Source organism: Novosphingobium sp. (genome assembly GCF_036820275.1).
GTDB lineage: Bacteria > Pseudomonadota > Alphaproteobacteria > Sphingomonadales > Sphingomonadaceae > Novosphingobium.
Genome location: NZ_DAISLT010000012.1, coordinates 56,413 through 71,452 on the forward strand (window position 1 = coordinate 56,413; position 15,040 = coordinate 71,452).

At 59.4% G+C, this 15,040-nt stretch carries 20 protein-coding genes and 1 tRNA gene; 13 read left to right on the forward strand and 8 right to left on the reverse strand.

Annotated features, from left to right (window positions below; genetic code table 11):
- Nucleotides 1–26 precede the first annotated feature (26 nt).
- The 4 genes from V7066_RS11665 to V7066_RS11680 all read left to right on the forward strand — a co-directional run bounded on the left by V7066_RS11665 (nt 27) and on the right by V7066_RS11680 (nt 3,166).
- Nucleotides 27–269 (forward strand): hypothetical protein, encoded by a 243-nt coding sequence (locus V7066_RS11665; protein ID WP_334183206.1) that lies wholly within the window; start codon nt 27–29, stop codon nt 267–269.
- Nucleotides 270–429: 160 nt separating this feature from the next.
- Nucleotides 430–1,827 (forward strand): hypothetical protein, encoded by a 1,398-nt coding sequence (locus tag V7066_RS11670; protein ID WP_334183207.1) that lies wholly within the window; start codon nt 430–432, stop codon nt 1,825–1,827.
- 243 nt (nt 1,828–2,070) lie between these two features.
- Nucleotides 2,071–2,790, forward strand: a complete 720-nt coding sequence (locus V7066_RS11675; protein ID WP_334183208.1) for a hypothetical protein — start codon at nt 2,071–2,073, stop codon at nt 2,788–2,790.
- Nucleotides 2,791–2,869: 79 nt separating this feature from the next.
- Nucleotides 2,870–3,166 carry a hypothetical protein gene (locus V7066_RS11680; RefSeq protein ID WP_334183209.1) on the forward strand — a complete coding sequence of 99 codons (297 nt, stop codon included), beginning with the start codon at nt 2,870–2,872 and terminating at the stop codon, nt 3,164–3,166.
- 705 nt (nt 3,167–3,871) lie between these two features.
- On the opposite strand, the gene V7066_RS11685 is transcribed toward V7066_RS11680, so the two are convergent.
- Nucleotides 3,872–4,219, reverse strand: coding sequence for a hypothetical protein (locus V7066_RS11685; RefSeq protein ID WP_334183210.1), 348 nt, complete (start codon nt 4,217–4,219; stop codon nt 3,872–3,874).
- A 93-nt stretch (nt 4,220–4,312) separates the two neighbouring features.
- Between V7066_RS11685 and V7066_RS11690 the strand changes: the two genes are divergently transcribed.
- Nucleotides 4,313–4,996, forward strand: coding sequence for a hypothetical protein (locus V7066_RS11690; RefSeq protein WP_334183211.1), 684 nt, complete (start codon nt 4,313–4,315; stop codon nt 4,994–4,996).
- 159 nt (nt 4,997–5,155) lie between these two features.
- On the opposite strand, the gene V7066_RS11695 is transcribed toward V7066_RS11690, so the two are convergent.
- The 3 genes from V7066_RS11695 to V7066_RS11705 all read right to left on the reverse strand — a co-directional run bounded on the left by V7066_RS11695 (nt 5,156) and on the right by V7066_RS11705 (nt 7,426).
- Nucleotides 5,156–5,848 (reverse strand): PP2C family protein-serine/threonine phosphatase, encoded by a 693-nt coding sequence (locus V7066_RS11695; RefSeq protein ID WP_334183212.1) that lies wholly within the window; start codon nt 5,846–5,848, stop codon nt 5,156–5,158.
- A gap of 3 nt (nt 5,849–5,851) precedes the next feature.
- Entirely contained in the window at nt 5,852–7,174 is a 1,323-nt protein-coding gene (locus V7066_RS11700; protein WP_334183213.1) for a serine/threonine protein kinase, read from the reverse strand.
- Nucleotides 7,175–7,349: 175 nt separating this feature from the next.
- Nucleotides 7,350–7,426, reverse strand: a tRNA-Arg gene (locus V7066_RS11705).
- 159 nt (nt 7,427–7,585) lie between these two features.
- Between V7066_RS11705 and V7066_RS11710 the strand changes: the two genes are divergently transcribed.
- The gene (locus V7066_RS11710; protein ID WP_334183214.1) at nt 7,586–8,083 is read left to right on the forward strand and encodes an MmcB family DNA repair protein; all 498 of its coding nucleotides are present in this window, start codon (nt 7,586–7,588) and stop codon (nt 8,081–8,083) included.
- Nucleotides 8,084–8,122: 39 nt separating this feature from the next.
- Here the strand turns inward: V7066_RS11710 and V7066_RS11715 are convergent, their stop codons facing one another.
- The 4 genes from V7066_RS11715 to V7066_RS11730 form a co-directional block, all read right to left on the reverse strand.
- On the reverse strand, nt 8,123–8,650 hold the full coding sequence (locus tag V7066_RS11715) for a hypothetical protein (RefSeq protein WP_334183215.1): 528 nt from the start codon (nt 8,648–8,650) through the stop codon (nt 8,123–8,125).
- Nucleotides 8,651–8,890: 240 nt separating this feature from the next.
- The gene (locus V7066_RS11720) at nt 8,891–9,673 is read right to left on the reverse strand and encodes a thiazole synthase (RefSeq protein WP_334183216.1); all 783 of its coding nucleotides are present in this window, start codon (nt 9,671–9,673) and stop codon (nt 8,891–8,893) included.
- A gap of 53 nt (nt 9,674–9,726) precedes the next feature.
- Nucleotides 9,727–9,939, reverse strand: coding sequence for a sulfur carrier protein ThiS (gene thiS, locus V7066_RS11725; protein ID WP_334183217.1), 213 nt, complete (start codon nt 9,937–9,939; stop codon nt 9,727–9,729).
- Nucleotides 9,940–9,991: 52 nt separating this feature from the next.
- On the reverse strand, nt 9,992–10,363 hold the full coding sequence (locus V7066_RS11730; RefSeq protein WP_334183218.1) for a MerC domain-containing protein: 372 nt from the start codon (nt 10,361–10,363) through the stop codon (nt 9,992–9,994).
- Between the two features lie 112 nt (nt 10,364–10,475).
- Between V7066_RS11730 and V7066_RS11735 the strand changes: the two genes are divergently transcribed.
- The 7 genes from V7066_RS11735 (at nt 10,476) to V7066_RS11765 (ending at nt 14,961) form a co-directional block, all read left to right on the forward strand.
- Nucleotides 10,476–11,564 (forward strand): COX15/CtaA family protein, encoded by a 1,089-nt coding sequence (locus V7066_RS11735; RefSeq protein ID WP_334183219.1) that lies wholly within the window; start codon nt 10,476–10,478, stop codon nt 11,562–11,564.
- The gene (gene cutA / locus V7066_RS11740; RefSeq protein WP_334183220.1) at nt 11,561–11,899 is read left to right on the forward strand and encodes a divalent-cation tolerance protein CutA; all 339 of its coding nucleotides are present in this window, start codon (nt 11,561–11,563) and stop codon (nt 11,897–11,899) included. The genes V7066_RS11735 and cutA overlap by 4 nt, the downstream gene beginning before the upstream one ends.
- Before the next feature lie 145 nt (nt 11,900–12,044).
- Nucleotides 12,045–12,524: a 50S ribosomal protein L13 gene (rplM, locus tag V7066_RS11745; protein ID WP_021234910.1), complete on the forward strand. Its 480-nt coding sequence runs from the start codon at nt 12,045–12,047 to the stop codon at nt 12,522–12,524.
- Nucleotides 12,524–13,045 (forward strand): 30S ribosomal protein S9, encoded by a 522-nt coding sequence (rpsI, locus tag V7066_RS11750; protein WP_334183221.1) that lies wholly within the window; start codon nt 12,524–12,526, stop codon nt 13,043–13,045. Before rplM ends, rpsI begins: the two co-directional genes overlap by 1 nt.
- A 230-nt stretch (nt 13,046–13,275) precedes the next feature.
- Complete coding sequence (locus V7066_RS11755) at nt 13,276–13,662, forward strand: PadR family transcriptional regulator (protein ID WP_334183222.1); 387 nt, start codon at nt 13,276–13,278, stop codon at nt 13,660–13,662.
- On the forward strand, nt 13,652–14,218 hold the full coding sequence (locus V7066_RS11760) for a DUF1700 domain-containing protein (RefSeq protein WP_334183223.1): 567 nt from the start codon (nt 13,652–13,654) through the stop codon (nt 14,216–14,218). Before V7066_RS11755 ends, V7066_RS11760 begins: the two co-directional genes overlap by 11 nt.
- 26 nt (nt 14,219–14,244) lie before the next feature.
- Nucleotides 14,245–14,961, forward strand: coding sequence for a GIN domain-containing protein (locus V7066_RS11765; RefSeq protein WP_334183224.1), 717 nt, complete (start codon nt 14,245–14,247; stop codon nt 14,959–14,961).
- Nucleotides 14,962–15,040 lie beyond the last annotated feature (79 nt).

Sequence of the window (15,040 nt, forward strand, 5' to 3'; positions counted from 1 at the left end):
CAACAACAGTAGTTGGAGGCAATACCGTGGAAACCCGAGAATACTTGCGCCGCGCCGATGCGGCTCGCTACCTTCAGGAACGCTTTGGCGCGTATAGCGTCCAGACGCTGGCCAAGCTCGCCTGCGTTGGCGGTGGCCCTGTCTACCGCAAGATGGGCGCATATCCCGTCTACCGGCCCGCCGATCTCGACGCATGGGCCGAAGCGCGCATGTCCGCGCCTGTGGCGTCGTCCGCTGAGCTTCCGAGCCGCCGCAAGAACGCTGCCTAGCCGAAGAAAAGCCGGAGCGGCGCGAACGCTACCCCGGCCCTTCCATGGCTTACGATCCGCAGCGATCCAAACCGCGAACGCGACAACAATACTCCACGAACCGGGCATGTACGTCAACCGGAGTATTGAACATCGGGCGCTATGATGAAGAAGACTTGTTATGCCCGGCTATCCAGTAGCTTTGATGCCGTCTGATTGCGGCGACTTAATGGGAAGTCTTTATTATGACTTCTACTCAATGCCCACATTGTCCAACGAAGTTTATGCCGCCGCTGGCGTGGTAGGTATTTTTTCTGGAATTACTGGACGTGCTTTTAACATCAATGGCGCTGGTACTAATCAATATATCTTTGTTGTTGGCGAGACTGGCACCGGCAAGGATACGATGGCCTATGTCACGGCGAAGCTGTTCAACGCCATCGGCAATATGTCCCCGCTCGCTGGCGCGGCATCTATGCCGACTTTCAACGACTTTCGCGGCCCCGGTGAACTCGTCTCGTCGGCTGGCCTAATCAAGTGGCTTGAGAAAAAACCCTGCACCTATTCGATACTTGGCGAAATCGGGCTTCTTATGCAGCAAATGTGCAAGCCCAATGCGCCGCCCAACCTCGCGAGCCTCATGCGGGTCTTGCTTCAGATTTATAGCAAGAGCGGCAACGGCAACACATTCGATCCTAGCGCCTACTCTGACACCGCCAAAAACACGGCTTCCATTCGCAACCTGAGCTATACGCTTTGCGGCGAAACCACGGGCTCCACTTTCTATCCCACATTGACCGAGGGCATGGTTTCGAGCGGCTTTCTACCCCGGTGTTTGCTTTTCGAGAGCACCGCACCCCGGCCACAGGAAAACGATCGCCCGCCGCAGACGCCTAGCGATTTGACCGTGCGGGAGTTGGCTAATCTGGCGGCTCAGGCGCTCAATCTCGGGCATCAAGGAATTGCGCAGAACGTGCGGCTTGAAGGTCCGGCAAAGGATTTGCTGGCTGACTTCGGCAGGCACGCCACCGATTGCATCAACAGCGGCGGTGAGGTTGCCCGCCAGCTATGGAACCGTGCCCGGCTCAAAGCCCTGAAGCTGGCCGCACTTCCGGCAATCTCCCGGAACATGCACGATCCCGGCTTGATCCTGAGTGACGCGGAATGGGCCTGCAATCTGGTCAATCATCAAACTGAGCACTTAATCGGCAAGTTTGATCGTAATGAGACCGGCGCAGTGGATGGCGACGAAGCTAAACAACGATCATCGATTATTCGCATAGTAGCTGAATATATGAGCCGGGATTATACCAGCTTAGCAAAATATGAAGTTGCTGAAGAAATGCATCGGCGCGGCATCATCACCCACAGTTACCTTTCACGACGGCTTTTCACACTACCGGCTTTTAAAGATCGGCTTGGCCCAACGGCGGCTATCAAGCGGGTAATTGGCCGAATGCTTGAAGATGATGAACTTAGAGAAGTTCCTCCCAAGCAAATGCTTGAGCAATTCGGCTCTAAGCCCAAGGCTTACGTCATGTCTGACACCAAGCCGTTTCTGAGCGTCTATAAATCCTGACCGCTTATAGACTCTAAACCATTGGCAAAACACCATATTTTGATTTCAGATTTATAGACGAGATAGGCCAAATAAATGGCCGAATTAAATCATCTGCTCTTATCTGTATATTCTATATCTATATATTTTTTAAAATAACTAAGGAGAACAGCCACTTATGGCGCGAAATTGGGTGTAGAACCAATCTGAATATTTTAAAACCGTATCAGCCCGCATAATGTGGGCATTAAAGGAACTTTTATCGTGGCTAAATTTGCTGAAAGTGCCGAAGGACTTCCTGCGGTAGATCACCCTTACCACCTCAACTATTTAATTGGCATTGACGACCATATCGCAACTACCAACCCGGCTTTGGCGGCGGCCAAAACTTGGGGGCAAGATATGCGGAAGGTTGCCGAAGGCGTGAATGTTCGACGGGCTACCGTTGATGAGGAAATCACGGCGGCGAAGAACTATTCTGACATTGCGAAAATAGCGGATGCGGCCTCCGAGAAGGTAAGCCTTACCTATACCAAACAGGTCGCCGACATTGCTGCGGGCAAGGCTCAAGCTCAAGCGGCTGTTGACGCCAAGGTTGCCCTGACACCTTCGCCTCACGCTGCTGAAATTCGCGGCGTATTCCTGTCTATGTCGCCGGAAGATCGCGCCGCTGCAATGGCTGCTGCTTTCAAGGATAACGACAAGGAAGTGCTGGCGGCGCTGGTCAATGCTCCCTCCCTTACTCACGGTTGCGACCGCGATCAGCTTGCCGCCCACTATGAGGCGTACAAGCGCAACGTGGCGTTTGGCGAGTATCGCGTGCTTGAGGAATATGAAAAGGCAGCGAGCATTCTTGATAAATGCCAGCCTGACTTGCTCCGGTGGAAGTCTGACATTTATCAGGGCACTAAAGAGCACGTCGCCAAGCAGGCTCAAATGGCTGCTATCATGAAGAGCTATGGCTTTGACGTTGAAGAATATTGATTGGTCTCATTGCCGCCAGCTTCAACGGGGGGCTGGCGGCATCCTCTAATGTGGGAATGCTGATATGCCACCAAAGGACTTGCTCAACATCGAGAAGGTTTTGGAGCTTAAGGAAAACCTGATTGACTATTTTGCCAACAATTCTTTTGGCGAAGGAATGTTTGACGATACGGCTCTCAGCCGAGAGGTTTCTGACGCAATTTGCGGTATAGCTGGCAACCAACTTCAAACAGCGGCTAATATTGCGCTAGATGATCTTGGCATTAATCCTGACGATCTTGCCGATCTGTATTGCTTGGCGGAAACAGCTGCCGCCGCTCAGGGTGCTCTATCTATAGCCATCATGAAGGCATCGCCCCTGTTCCCTATCGTTTAGTTATTCTATCGGGAAGAAACTTCGTGTATCGCAGTGTGACAGCGACTGAATGCACTGGATTTCGACGTGACAGCTTGGCCTAGCCTATCTTCAGCAACCCCGAATGGCGCAGCCGATCCCGCCAAGGCCCCGGATAACGCGGGCGCGGCGGCTGCACCCTCTCCCACCCCTGCAAAGCCAATGGCGCGGCTACGGCTGAATACCGTCAGCGATATCGCCAAGGAATATCGTAAGCTTTATCGTGAGGCTCGGGCTGGCACGCTGGCTACGTCTGAAGCTAGCAAGCTTGGCTATTTGCTTTCTGCCTTGGCTGGCGTTCTCGCCACTAGCGACCTTGAGGAACGCCTTGCCGCCCTCGAAGGTGAGAAGCCGAGGCGGTGAGGGGCAGCGCCGCCCTTGCGGCCCGGATCAAGCGGCTAGAGGCTGAGCGCCGCCGCGTAAAACGCCGCCCCCCCCGGCTCACGTTCTTCATTCACCGCGACGACGCCGCAGAGGCGACCGTGGACGGCTTCGCGAACGCTGACGGCCTCATGGTGCCCCGCGAACCCGGCGAAGCGCTCCCTGACGTGCTCAGGCGGGCATGGCGGCACCCTGACGCGGGCACGGCCCTGTTTGCCGTCTACCCGCCTGACGACACCCCGGAGCAAGTGCCAGGACAATCCGTGCCTGAGCCTGAGCCTGAGCCTGACCCCGAACCTGCCCTTTTCACCGGCCATTGGAGCGAATGGCGAGCAAGCCAAGAGGAAACACCAGATGAAAGACCTTAGCCAGCGTCAGCTTGATCGCGTTACCCGCAAAGCCGAGAACGCGCTTGCCGAAGATATACCGTTCGACACGACCCGCACCGGGATTGGAAAAGTCGGCAAGTCTTGCCCCAAGGATGAGCGCGAATCCATCGACGCTGCCACGAACGAAAAGATAGCGCGCACCGCTGCCGCGCTTGGCGTGACCGAAACAAAGCAGCCCGCGCCCCTGCCTACTCATGTGAGCAAGCGAGCTTTCAAAATCCAACTCTGAGCCGACTTCTAGCGTGGCGTTATTGCTGGCTATCAAGCTGGCTCCCTTGTGGTTTGCTGACTGCTCGGGCGCCTCAGTTTTTGATATCCGCCTCTTTCCCGTCAGTTGGCTTCGTCATAGGCTGCTCGGATGGATATCATGACCGAACAATTTGACGACGCCGAAACGACGCGACGTAAGATGGAAGAAGCGCAATCGGCCGCTGCCGATTCGATCAATTCGGTCCTGAACATGACGGCGGCGGCAAACGGCGCAGGTTTAGTCGCCATGGTTGGCTACTTCCCCACACAAGAGCTTAGTTCCAACCTGTTGTCTGTGCTCACCTTCGCTGGACTGATGTTCGCCGTTGGCCTGATCTGCTCCGGCTATGCTAAGCTCAATGCTCACTATCGGCTCACGGTAGTGGAGCTTGCATATCGTCAAAAGTTGCAAGCTCACCAGTTCAAAAAGCATTTCGAACCCCATCTTAGTGATGACGATCGAAAGGTATTTTTCGACAACATTTTAGCCAATGGAAACGCGGCACTCTCGCTGGAAGTCTTCGCCCGCCAAAAGCGAGATCGTTGGGCCAGCTGGTCCCTCTGCCTCTTCCTCTTCGGTTTTGTAGTGCTCACTCTAGCCGTATTGGGACAAAAAAGTGCCAGCTTGCCCACTCCCGTAGCGCAACAGCGCTGTATCGCTTTGGAGACTGATATGCTCCGCGCCAAGCCGACGCGGCAGGATTCTAGGGCGCTGTTCCAAGCGTTAGGCTGCAAGCCACAAACCGATGCGCCTTTACAAATCTCGAAACCCTCTAGGACAAATGTTTCCTAGGCTGATTTGTTGACATTGGATGTGGCTTTCGGGGTGACCGCTGCCGTCAAAGGGCAACGGTTGGCGCAGGTGGCCACCTAATTCATCAATGTCTTTGAGGGACTTATTGCTCGAGGCACTGTTAGGCTTGCTGATGGGTAGCACCGGGGTAGCACTCGCTCAAATGCGCACCATCACCACGGTGCTATCATCTTTCACCCCCGTCTGTAAAAGAAGCTCCCGGAAGCGTTCACCGGCTTCATCCAGTGACATAGATGAACCCAATTCCTCAACTATGCTCGATTTTTTGAGAATATCATACGCACCGTCAGTCAGAAGAATAATGCAATCCCACGGATTTACCTCGAACTTCGTTTCAAAAATGTTGTAAGTTTTTCCCGAACTCAGAAACGAATTTATTACATTGCGTCGAGGATAAACCTTAGCTTGCGACTTAGATAAAACTCCGTCTCGAAGTAGCATAGCAACTTCAGTTTGATCTTCAGTCCGAGATACGATCCCGGCCCCTCTGACATGATAGATACGGGTATCACCGACGTGCGCGACGTAAGCGTTCTTTCCCTCGACACGGACGAGCGACATTGTTGTTGCCATTTGCGCCGAGCCGCTCTCTTCGGCTTCCCGGATAAGCTGAGATGCTCGTTGAAAGATCGCCTCGCTATCCCAAGTGAGATTCTTTGCGCTTTCCCGAGCCGCCTCTATGGCCGCTGCCGCCGCTACTTCGCCTCCCGGCTTACCTCCCACGCCATCAGCCACCGCCGCTACCCAGCCGTTGAAGCATTCAACGGGCTCTAGGTAGCGATCTTGGTTGTTGCGCTTTGGGCCATCAATCGAGAAAGCGTATGAGTTCATTTATTAATTATCGCCCATTCCAGCGATTTCGCTATGCAACGCATCGTCTGCGACCGTGATGGAGCGCTTCAGATGCCGCAGCTTATTTTTGATGTCGAATTTCCGAACGTCAATCTCAGTAGCAATCCGCTGGGCTAGCTCGTCGCTAATAGATGGAGACGCCATCGCAAGGAATTTGCGCTCAACGAACCATCGATTGTGGCTAGTCCCCAGTTCCAGCATAGCCAACGCAATGTTGGCCTGAAGATCAATTTCACCATCGTTATAAAATAACTGAGCAACAGTAGCGATGACATCGCAAAAATCGAAGTCAAAGCTGTGAATTAGAGCGAACTCAGCATACTCCATACCAAGGGCATGAAACAGTTCCGGAGCGGATTGAAGAAGGTTTTCTACATGTGGCCGCCTAATAGCCGACATGATCGCTTTAACAGATTTCCCTTTTTCACTTTCCCGGTCAATGTGGGCAAATAATTGATCCCACTGCTCATCCGTTAGCGACTCATTTTCTTTGAGCAGATTCCCGAAATAGGTATCCTCGTCAGTCTCAAACTTTAGATCATCGGAATGCAAAACGTCGTACAGAGCTTCGCGGAGTTCCTGAACGTTCTTGTACCGCCTTCGCGGGTTCGTCTTGGTGCATTTCGATATGACATCACCGACAGGCCCGTTAGCTCGTAACTCGGCGTGGGGAACGCGTGCGCCTGTGCCAAAGATATCGTGAAGAATCGCGCCAACCGAGTAGATATCGGCCTGCTCGGTCGCCCGCCTAAAGCTAGTCGAACATTCAGGCGCCCGATATGGGACCGTGCCACCAGCCACATTCGTATCGGTCAGCGTAGTTGTCACCCCCGCCTGTGGAGACATCAGGCCAAAATCAGAGATGGCGTAGTAGACTGAACCCTCTTCATCGCGGAAGCGCAGAACGTTTCCCGGACTCAGGTCGCGATGCTTATAACCGAGGCGGTGAATTTCCTCCAGACCGGCCAAAAGATCGAATATCGCTTTGCGCGGCTTTCCACCTAACGTCCGGTCATCGCGTATCTCTTTTTGCAAAGAGCCCTCAGCAAGCGGCATGACAAACCAAGGCGGATCGTCCTTCAGATTTCTGCCGAGAATCGGGACGACGTGGCGATGGGCAATCGCTCGCTGATATTTTACCTCACGTTCGAATCGCGCGCGCAAAGCCGCCTTGTCATCTTCGGTAGCGCCATGCGAGTAAACCAGCGTTTTCGTCGCAAACCTCTCACCATCCTCGTCTTCGACCTCTTCGACAACGCCGAAGCCGCCGCGCCCAATTTCCCTGATTGTGGTGTAGGTAGCCATTTAATCCCCCGCCTTGATTCGATCCCTTGGCGTCCTGCGCCAACGATCTGGCTCGATGCGCAAAACAGCGCATAGCCATCGGTCGCGATAGTATGGGGATTGAGGCTTGTGCTACCCCGGTGCTGCCCCGACCGCGCCGATCTCAAAGGCGAAGTTACCAAGCAATTGAAATAATTGGTGCACCCGACAGGATTCGAACCTGTGGCCTCTGCCTTCGGAGGGCAGCGCTCTATCCAGCTGAGCTACGGGTGCAGTGCTGGGGCGACTAGCAGAGCATGAGCGGCGTTGCCAGCGCCAAATCCATCCATAGCATCATAGGCTTGGGAAAAACTTCGCCGAAGTATCGTCCAGACGGCGAGCCCTGCACCATCGGCGGCTTGAAAGTTCCTGCTATGTTCCTATGATGCCGCCATGGCCGAAGCTGATTCCCCCCTCTCATCGCCGCTCACTTCCTTCGTCGCCGCCGACGTCGCGCGGGGAATCGGGCGGCTCTTTGCCCGCAACGACATCTGGTGCCTGCCGGAAATGCCGCTGCGCTGCGGGCGGCGCGCGGACCTCATGGGCATCGATGCCAAAGGGCACGTCATCATCGTCGAGATCAAGGTTTCACGCGCGGACCTGCTCGGGGACGGCAAGTGGCCGGACTATCTCGACTATTGCGACCGTTTCTACTGGGGCCTGCCGCCCTCGCTGGACCGCGCGCCGCTGGAAACCGAGCCGTTCCTGCCCGAGCAGTGCGGCGTAATCGTCGCAGACGGCTACGACGCGGAAATCCTGCGCCCTGCCCCGCTGCGTCAGCTCGCGGCCGCGCGCCGCAAGGTCGAGACCGAGCGCCTCGCCCGCGCCTCGCTCAGGCGGCTTGTCACTCTGGGCGATCCGCAGACCCAGCAATGGGGTAGCGAAAGCTGAGGGGCGATCCGGAGCCGAAACTCCGGACCGCGTTACAAGTCAAGCAACTTCCTTCTCTATCCATTCCGGATAGAAGCTCGGTTCCCGCTCCGACCAACCCGAGGCCGTGGCTGCCGCTTCGCTGATCGAGTGGAGCAGGATCTTGCGCCGTTCCGGCCGGATCTGAGGCAGCGCCGAGGCTCCGCAGAAAGCGCCGGGCAGCCAGGGCCTAGCCCAGCCCCCCAGCAGGCGTTCGTAGAGGAAGCGGAAGGCCGAGAACGATTCGATGCGGTCCTGCGCCAGATCGAAGGCGGCGACATGGATGAGCTTGCCCATGAACACGGTGATATCGTCGAAGCCGAATTCGTCGGGCCGCATGTCGCGCAGAGCCGCAAGATCGGCATAGGCCTCGTACTGCTTTCGGATCGAGGTGGCCTCGGCGCCGTCACGTGCCCAGAGACCGAGCGCATCCTGTCGGCCCAGCCCCACGTCGAGGCTGCGGCGGATGTAGCGCTGCTCGCAGGGCGTGAAGCTGGCGAACTCCCGCAGTTCGCTGATGGTGATGGTGGCCTTTCCCGTGTGAGTCATGGTCCTGATCCTCGTGACACGGAAGGACTATCCTCCCTGTCACTAAAACCAATTTCTGCCACATGGGTTGCTACAGCCTTAACTGCGCAAAGGTTTGTCCCCCATATTTCCGGCAAGATTCGTGCAGGATTTCAATTCGAGACAGTTTGAAAGATACCGATTCCCGCACTTTTCCAAGGAAATCGGCCCTCTCCCGGCAAGGAGAAGGCCGCCTGCGGAAAAATCGCAGTTTGCAAAAATTCAGATGAGACCGGCAAGCGGGCTGGACGGATCGGCGTAACGGCGCTGCGCCATACGTCCGGCGAGGTAGGCGTCGCGCCCGGCCTCGACCGCCAGCTTCATCGCGCGGGCCATGCGGATCGGGGCGCGCGCTTCGGCGATGGCGGTGTTCATCAGCACGCCGTCGCAGCCCAGTTCCATCGCCACGGCCGCTTCCGAGGCCGTGCCCACGCCCGCATCGACGAGCACCGGGACCTTCGCCCCTTCCACGATCAGGCGAACCGTGACCTTGTTCTGGATGCCCAGGCCCGAGCCGATCGGCGCCCCCAGCGGCATGACCGCCACGGCACCGGCTTCCTCAAGCTGCTTGGCGGCAATCGGATCGTCGACGCAGTAGACCATCGGCAGGAAGCCCTCGTTCGCGAGGATTTCCGTGGCCTTCAGGGTTTCACGCATGTCAGGATAGAGCGTGCGCGCTTCGCCCAGCACTTCCAGCTTCACCAGATCCCAGCCGCCCGCCTCGCGCGCCAGGCGCAGGGTGCGGATGGCGTCGTCGGCCGTGAAGCAACCGGCGGTATTGGGCAGGTAAGTGATCTTCTTCGGATCGATGTAGTCTGTCAGCATCGGCGCCTTGGGGTCCGAGACATTGACCCGGCGCACCGCGACAGTGACGATTTCCGCGCCCGAAGCCGCCACCGCCGCCGCATTCTGCTCGAAATCCTTGTACTTGCCGGTACCCACGATCAGGCGCGAGCGGAAGGTTCGGCCAGCAACGGTCCAGGTATCAGCAGCGGTATCGGTCAAGGTTCGCATCCTTTCGGGGAACGGGTATGTCAGGAAGGTGGGCGCGGGCGAACTCAGCCGCCGCCGACGAAGTGGACGATCTCCAGCACGTCGCCATCGGACAACGGGACATCGGCCAGGGTCGAGCGCGGGGCGATCTCGCCGTTATGCTCGACGGCAACCTTCTTCGGATCGAGGCCGATGCCGGAAACGAGGTCGGCAATCGACGAGCCGGGCGCCACGCGGCGCGGTTCGCCGTTCACGGTGAGGGAGAGTTCAGCAGCCATAGGGCCGCAGATAGCGCCCCGAATCGATTTGGAAAGCGCCAAAACGGCACTTTCAGTGCGCGCGGTGCAAGTTCCGGATGTGGGCGAAAGCCACAAGCGCGACGCCGATAATCGTCAGGATCGATTCCGCAAGGCCATGCCCCACCGCGATCGCCATGGCCATGAGCGCCAGGCCGACAGCCCCGATCACCAGCGGCGCGATGCGGCCATGACGCATGACACCGAAGCCCAGCGAGACCACGCCGACCACCAGAGCCAGCGCCAAGCCGACGCGATGGACTTCCGGCGACAGCAGAACTTCACCGCCAAGGCCCAGGAATCCGACGAAAAACACGCCGAGCACGCAATGGATCGCACAAAGACCGCTGAGGACGATGCCTGCCCGGTCCAGCCGGTTTCGAATCGCGATGATGGCGGTACGCATGAACGCTCATGTATGTGACGTTGTAACATTCATCAAGCCCCGACTGCGTGACGAAACATTCGATCGACGTGCCCCTTGCGCATTTCGTCGCAAGATCGCAGGGATTTGCGCCATGAGAGTTTCTGACGGTCGTCCCATCCTCGGCACAGCCGACGATATCGCCCCCATGGTTCGCTGGCTGCTGTTCGTGGCCGCGCTGGTCGTCCTCATCGTCGCGGTCGGGGGCATCACCCGGCTGACCGAGTCGGGGCTGTCGATCACCCAGTGGAAGCCGCTGACCGGCGCCATCCCGCCGCTGACCGATGCGCAGTGGCAGGCTGAGTTCACTCGCTACAAGCAGATTCCCCAGTACATCGACGTCAACGGCCCGGCGGGCATGACCCTGGCGCAGTACAAGTTCATCTACTTCTGGGAATGGGTCCACCGCCTGCTTGCGCGCGTGATCGGCCTGGCCTTCGCGCTGCCGCTGGCGTGGTTCTGGTACAAGCGCACGATCCCGCTGGGCTACAAGCCGCGCCTGATCGCGCTGCTGGCGCTCGGCGGGCTTCAGGGCGTGGTCGGCTGGTGGATGGTTTCCTCGGGCCTCACCCCCGAGGCCGCTGACCGGGTGAATCACTTCCGCCTCGCCGCGCACCTGCTGGTGGCGCTGACGACGCTGGGCGGACTCGTCTGGACTGCGCTCGATCTTCGCGAACTGCGCCGCGGGCAGGCTCCGGCCCGCCTGAGCCGGTTCAGCGCCGTGGTGCTTGGGATGCTGTTCTTCCAGCTGTTCATGGGCGCGATGGTCGCGGGTCTGCGGGCAGGTTACGTTGCGGGCATGGGCTGGTTCAGCATGGACGCCTGGCCCTTGATGCAAGGCACGTTCTTCCCCGAGGGCGTGGAGTGGGCGGGCGGCGCGCTTCACGCGCTCGTCAACGATCCGTTCCTCACGCACTTCGTCCACCGCTGGTGGGCCTGGGCCGTAGTCGCAGTGCTGGTGGTCATGGGCCGCCGCCTCAAGGCCCGCCACGCCCGCCTCGCCTCGATCGCGGTGCATTCGGCCTTCGGGACCCAGGTGCTGCTCGGAATCTTCACCGTGTGGTCGGGCGTGGCGCTCTGGCTGGCGGTGGCGCACCAGCTCTGCGGCGCGCTGCTCGTCGCCGCAACGGTCTGGGGCGCCCATTGCCTCGGCCGCCGCGATCAGGTCGGACTCGGTATGTGAACGGGCAGGCCGAGACCCCTGCCCTCATCTGGTGCCCCTTCCCGGACGAGGAAAGCGCCCTCTCGGCCGTAAACACCTTGCTGGACGAAGACCTCGCCGCCTGCGGCAACCTGCTGCCCGGCATGACCTCCGTCTTCGTCTGGCAGGGAGAGAAGGACACCGCGCGCGAATTCGGCCTGCTGGTCAAGACCAATGCCGCCCTGCTCGATGCTGCCGTGCGGAGGCTGGCCGAACTCCATCCCTACGAAACGCCCGCCGTGCTCGGCTGGCGCTGCGACGCGGCACCGCCGGAGACCCTGGCCTGGCTGGCCGGAATCGGCACGCCCAAGATTTGACGGTATTATTTTACCTCCCTGGAAACCCGCAGTCTGCTTGACTTGAAGGCCCGTTTCGACGATTTGGCCGCCTTCCCGCGCTGCCGGAGATTCGTGAAAGCGAACGATTCGGCCTCGCGAACTGAACATTAGGGATAGACCAGCCATGAAGGCGCTTACGAAGGTCACCCGGTCGATCAAGCCGGCCGAGGTGGAAAAGAAGTGGCATCTGATCGATGCCGAAGGTCTGGTGGTTGGCCGTCTCGCGGTCGTCATCGCCGACCTCCTGCGCGGCAAGCACAAGCCGAGCTTCACCCCGCACGTCGATTGCGGCGACCACGTCGTCGTGATCAACGCCGAGAAGGTGAAGTTCACCGGCAAGAAGCTTGGCGACAAGACCTACTACAAGCACACCGGCTACGCCGGCGGCATCAAGGAAGTGACTGCGGACAAGGTCCTCGGCGGTCGTTTCCCCGAGCGCGTGCTTGAAAAGGCTGTCGAGCGCATGATCCCCCGTGGTCCGCTCGGCCGTGACCAGATGCGCGCCCTGCACCTCTATGCAGGCACCGAGCACCCGCACGGTGGCACCCAGCCCGAAGCACTCGACGTCGCTTCCATGAACCGCAAGAACAAGGTTGGCGCGTAATGTCCGATACCGAAACCGTACAGAGCCTGTCCGACCTTAAGGACCTGGGCGAAGTCGCCGCCGTTGAAACCGCGGAAGAGACCTTCACGCCCGTCGTTTCGAACGCGCCCCTGCGCGAGCAGCAGCTCGACGCCTATGGCCGCGCCTACGCCACCGGTCGCCGCAAGGACGCCGTGGCCCGCGTGTGGGTGAAGCCCGGCACCGGCAAGGTCATCATCAACGGTCGCGATCAGGAAGTGTACTTTGCACGTCCGACCCTGCGCCTCGTCATCAACCAGACCTTCCAGGTTGCTGGTCGTGACGGCCAGTACGACGTGATCGCCACCGTCAAGGGCGGCGGTCTCTCGGGCCAGGCTGGCGCCGTGAAGCACGGTATCGCCCAGGCGCTCTCGAAGTACGAGCCCGCCCTGCGCGCCGCCGTCAAGGCTGCCGGCTTCCTTACCCGCGACCCGCGCGTCGTCGAGCGTAAGAAGTACGGCCGTGCCAAGGCACGTCGTAGCTTCCAGTTCTCGAAGCGTTAATTCGCTTACCGAGAGCTTCGGCTTTACGAAAAGGGGTCGCGGGAAACCGCGGCCCTTTTTTGTTGCGCCGGATCCGCGTCCCCCTGCTGTTTCGGCCTTCGGCCGCAGAACGGTGCCAGATACCTCTCCATTGCAAGGTATCTTTCCATGCGCTGTACCAATCTTAGCAAGGTATCTTGCATCACACAGTAGCTTGCTATATACACTCCTCATCCGCAGGAGATGATTCGATGTCCGAAATCGAAGTACAGCTGAAGAAGGGGGTGCTCGGTCTTTGCGTGCTCGCCCTGCTGTCGCGGGGGGACAGTTACGCCTACGAGATCGCCAGCCGCATGGCCGCCGCGGTCGATATGGGCGAAGGCACGATCTACCCGCTCATGCGCCGCATGCAGTCCGACGGCCTCGTCGCGACTTACCTAGAGGAATCGCCCTCCGGCCCGCCGCGCAAGTACTACCGCATTACCGAGACCGGCCGCAGCCGCCTGGCCGAACAGGTCGAGGAATGGCGCGGCTTCACCGCCGCCGTCGACGGCCTGCTCGACGGTGCCCACCCCGCCGCCCCGGAAGCATCCGCAGACGCGACCAACGAAGATCGGGAGCCGAGCCATGACGCGTAACGAGTTCATCAGGCGCCTGAAGGCCGGCCTCAAGGGCATGCCGCAGGACGTCGTCGCCGAGATCGTCGCCGACTACGAGGAACACTTCGAAGCCGGTATGGCCGAAGGCCGCAGCGAACAGGAAGTGGCCGCCGCCCTCGGCGATCCCGGTCGCCTCGCCCGCGAACTGCGCTTCGAGGCAGGCTTCCGCAACTGGGAGAGCGGCCGCTCGCCGTCCTCGGCCTGGAGCGCGATCCTCGCCTTCATGGGCCTGGCCACCATAGACATCCTGATCCTGCTGCCGATCGTGCTGCCGGTGCTGGGCGTGCTGTTCGGCCTCTACGTCGCCACGCTGATCGCCTTCCTGGCGGGCGGCTTCATCCTGATCGCCGGACCGTTCAGCGGCTTTCCGGGCGGGGTACTGGTCGCCATCCTGGGCGGTCTGGGGACGATGAGCGCCGCCGTGGCCATCGCCGCGCTGCTGACTCTGGTCAGCATCTGGATCATCAATGCCATCATGTGGTTCGGCCGCCTGCACTATCGCGTGCTCGAACCCGCCATGCATTCGCAAGATTGAAAAGCACGAGAGAAAGGAACCAAGTGATGTTCAGGAAACTGCTCATCGTATTCGCCAGCGGCGTGATCCTGACGATCGTCGCCTTCAGCGCAGCCTGGGTCATCGGCGGGGACAAGTTCCGCCGCGACGTGAACGAAGGCGACATCAACTGGACCATCAGCGGCGACGACGACACCACCGACAGCCCGCAGATCACCCGCAACTTCGCGATCCAGCCCGGCACCCGCCTGGCGATGGATATCCCCGTGCAACTCGTCTTCACCAAGGGCGACAAGGCCGAGATGGTCGTCAGCGGCCCGCAGAAGCTGGTGGACCGCCTGACCTGGGAAGACGGTCGCCTGGCCGTGAAGGGCAGCTGGCACGGCCGCAAGGGCCTGAAGGTCCGGATCACGGCGCCCGAAATCGAAGGTTTCGACTTCGATGCCCCCGGCGATGTCACCCTGACCGGCCTCGATCAGGATAGCCTGACCGTGAACGGCAATGGTGCGCTCAGCCTGGCCGCCACCGGCAAGGTCCGCAAGCTGGCCGTCACCACCGACGGCGCCGGCAGCCTCGACTTCGGCAAGGTCGATGTCCAGGATGCCACTGTCGAAGTGAACGGCGCAGGCGACCTGACGCTCGGCGCGAGCGGCAATGTCCGTGTCCAGATCAACGGCATCGGCAATGTCACGCTCGTCCGCAAGCCGGCGAACCTCAAGACCGAGATCAACGGCATCGGCAACGTCAGCCACGACTACAAGTAAGCCGCAGCAACAAGCGCCTCGCTCGCGATCCCTTCGCGAGCGATTGACATGAAAAGGGCCGCACCGTTCGACGGTGCGG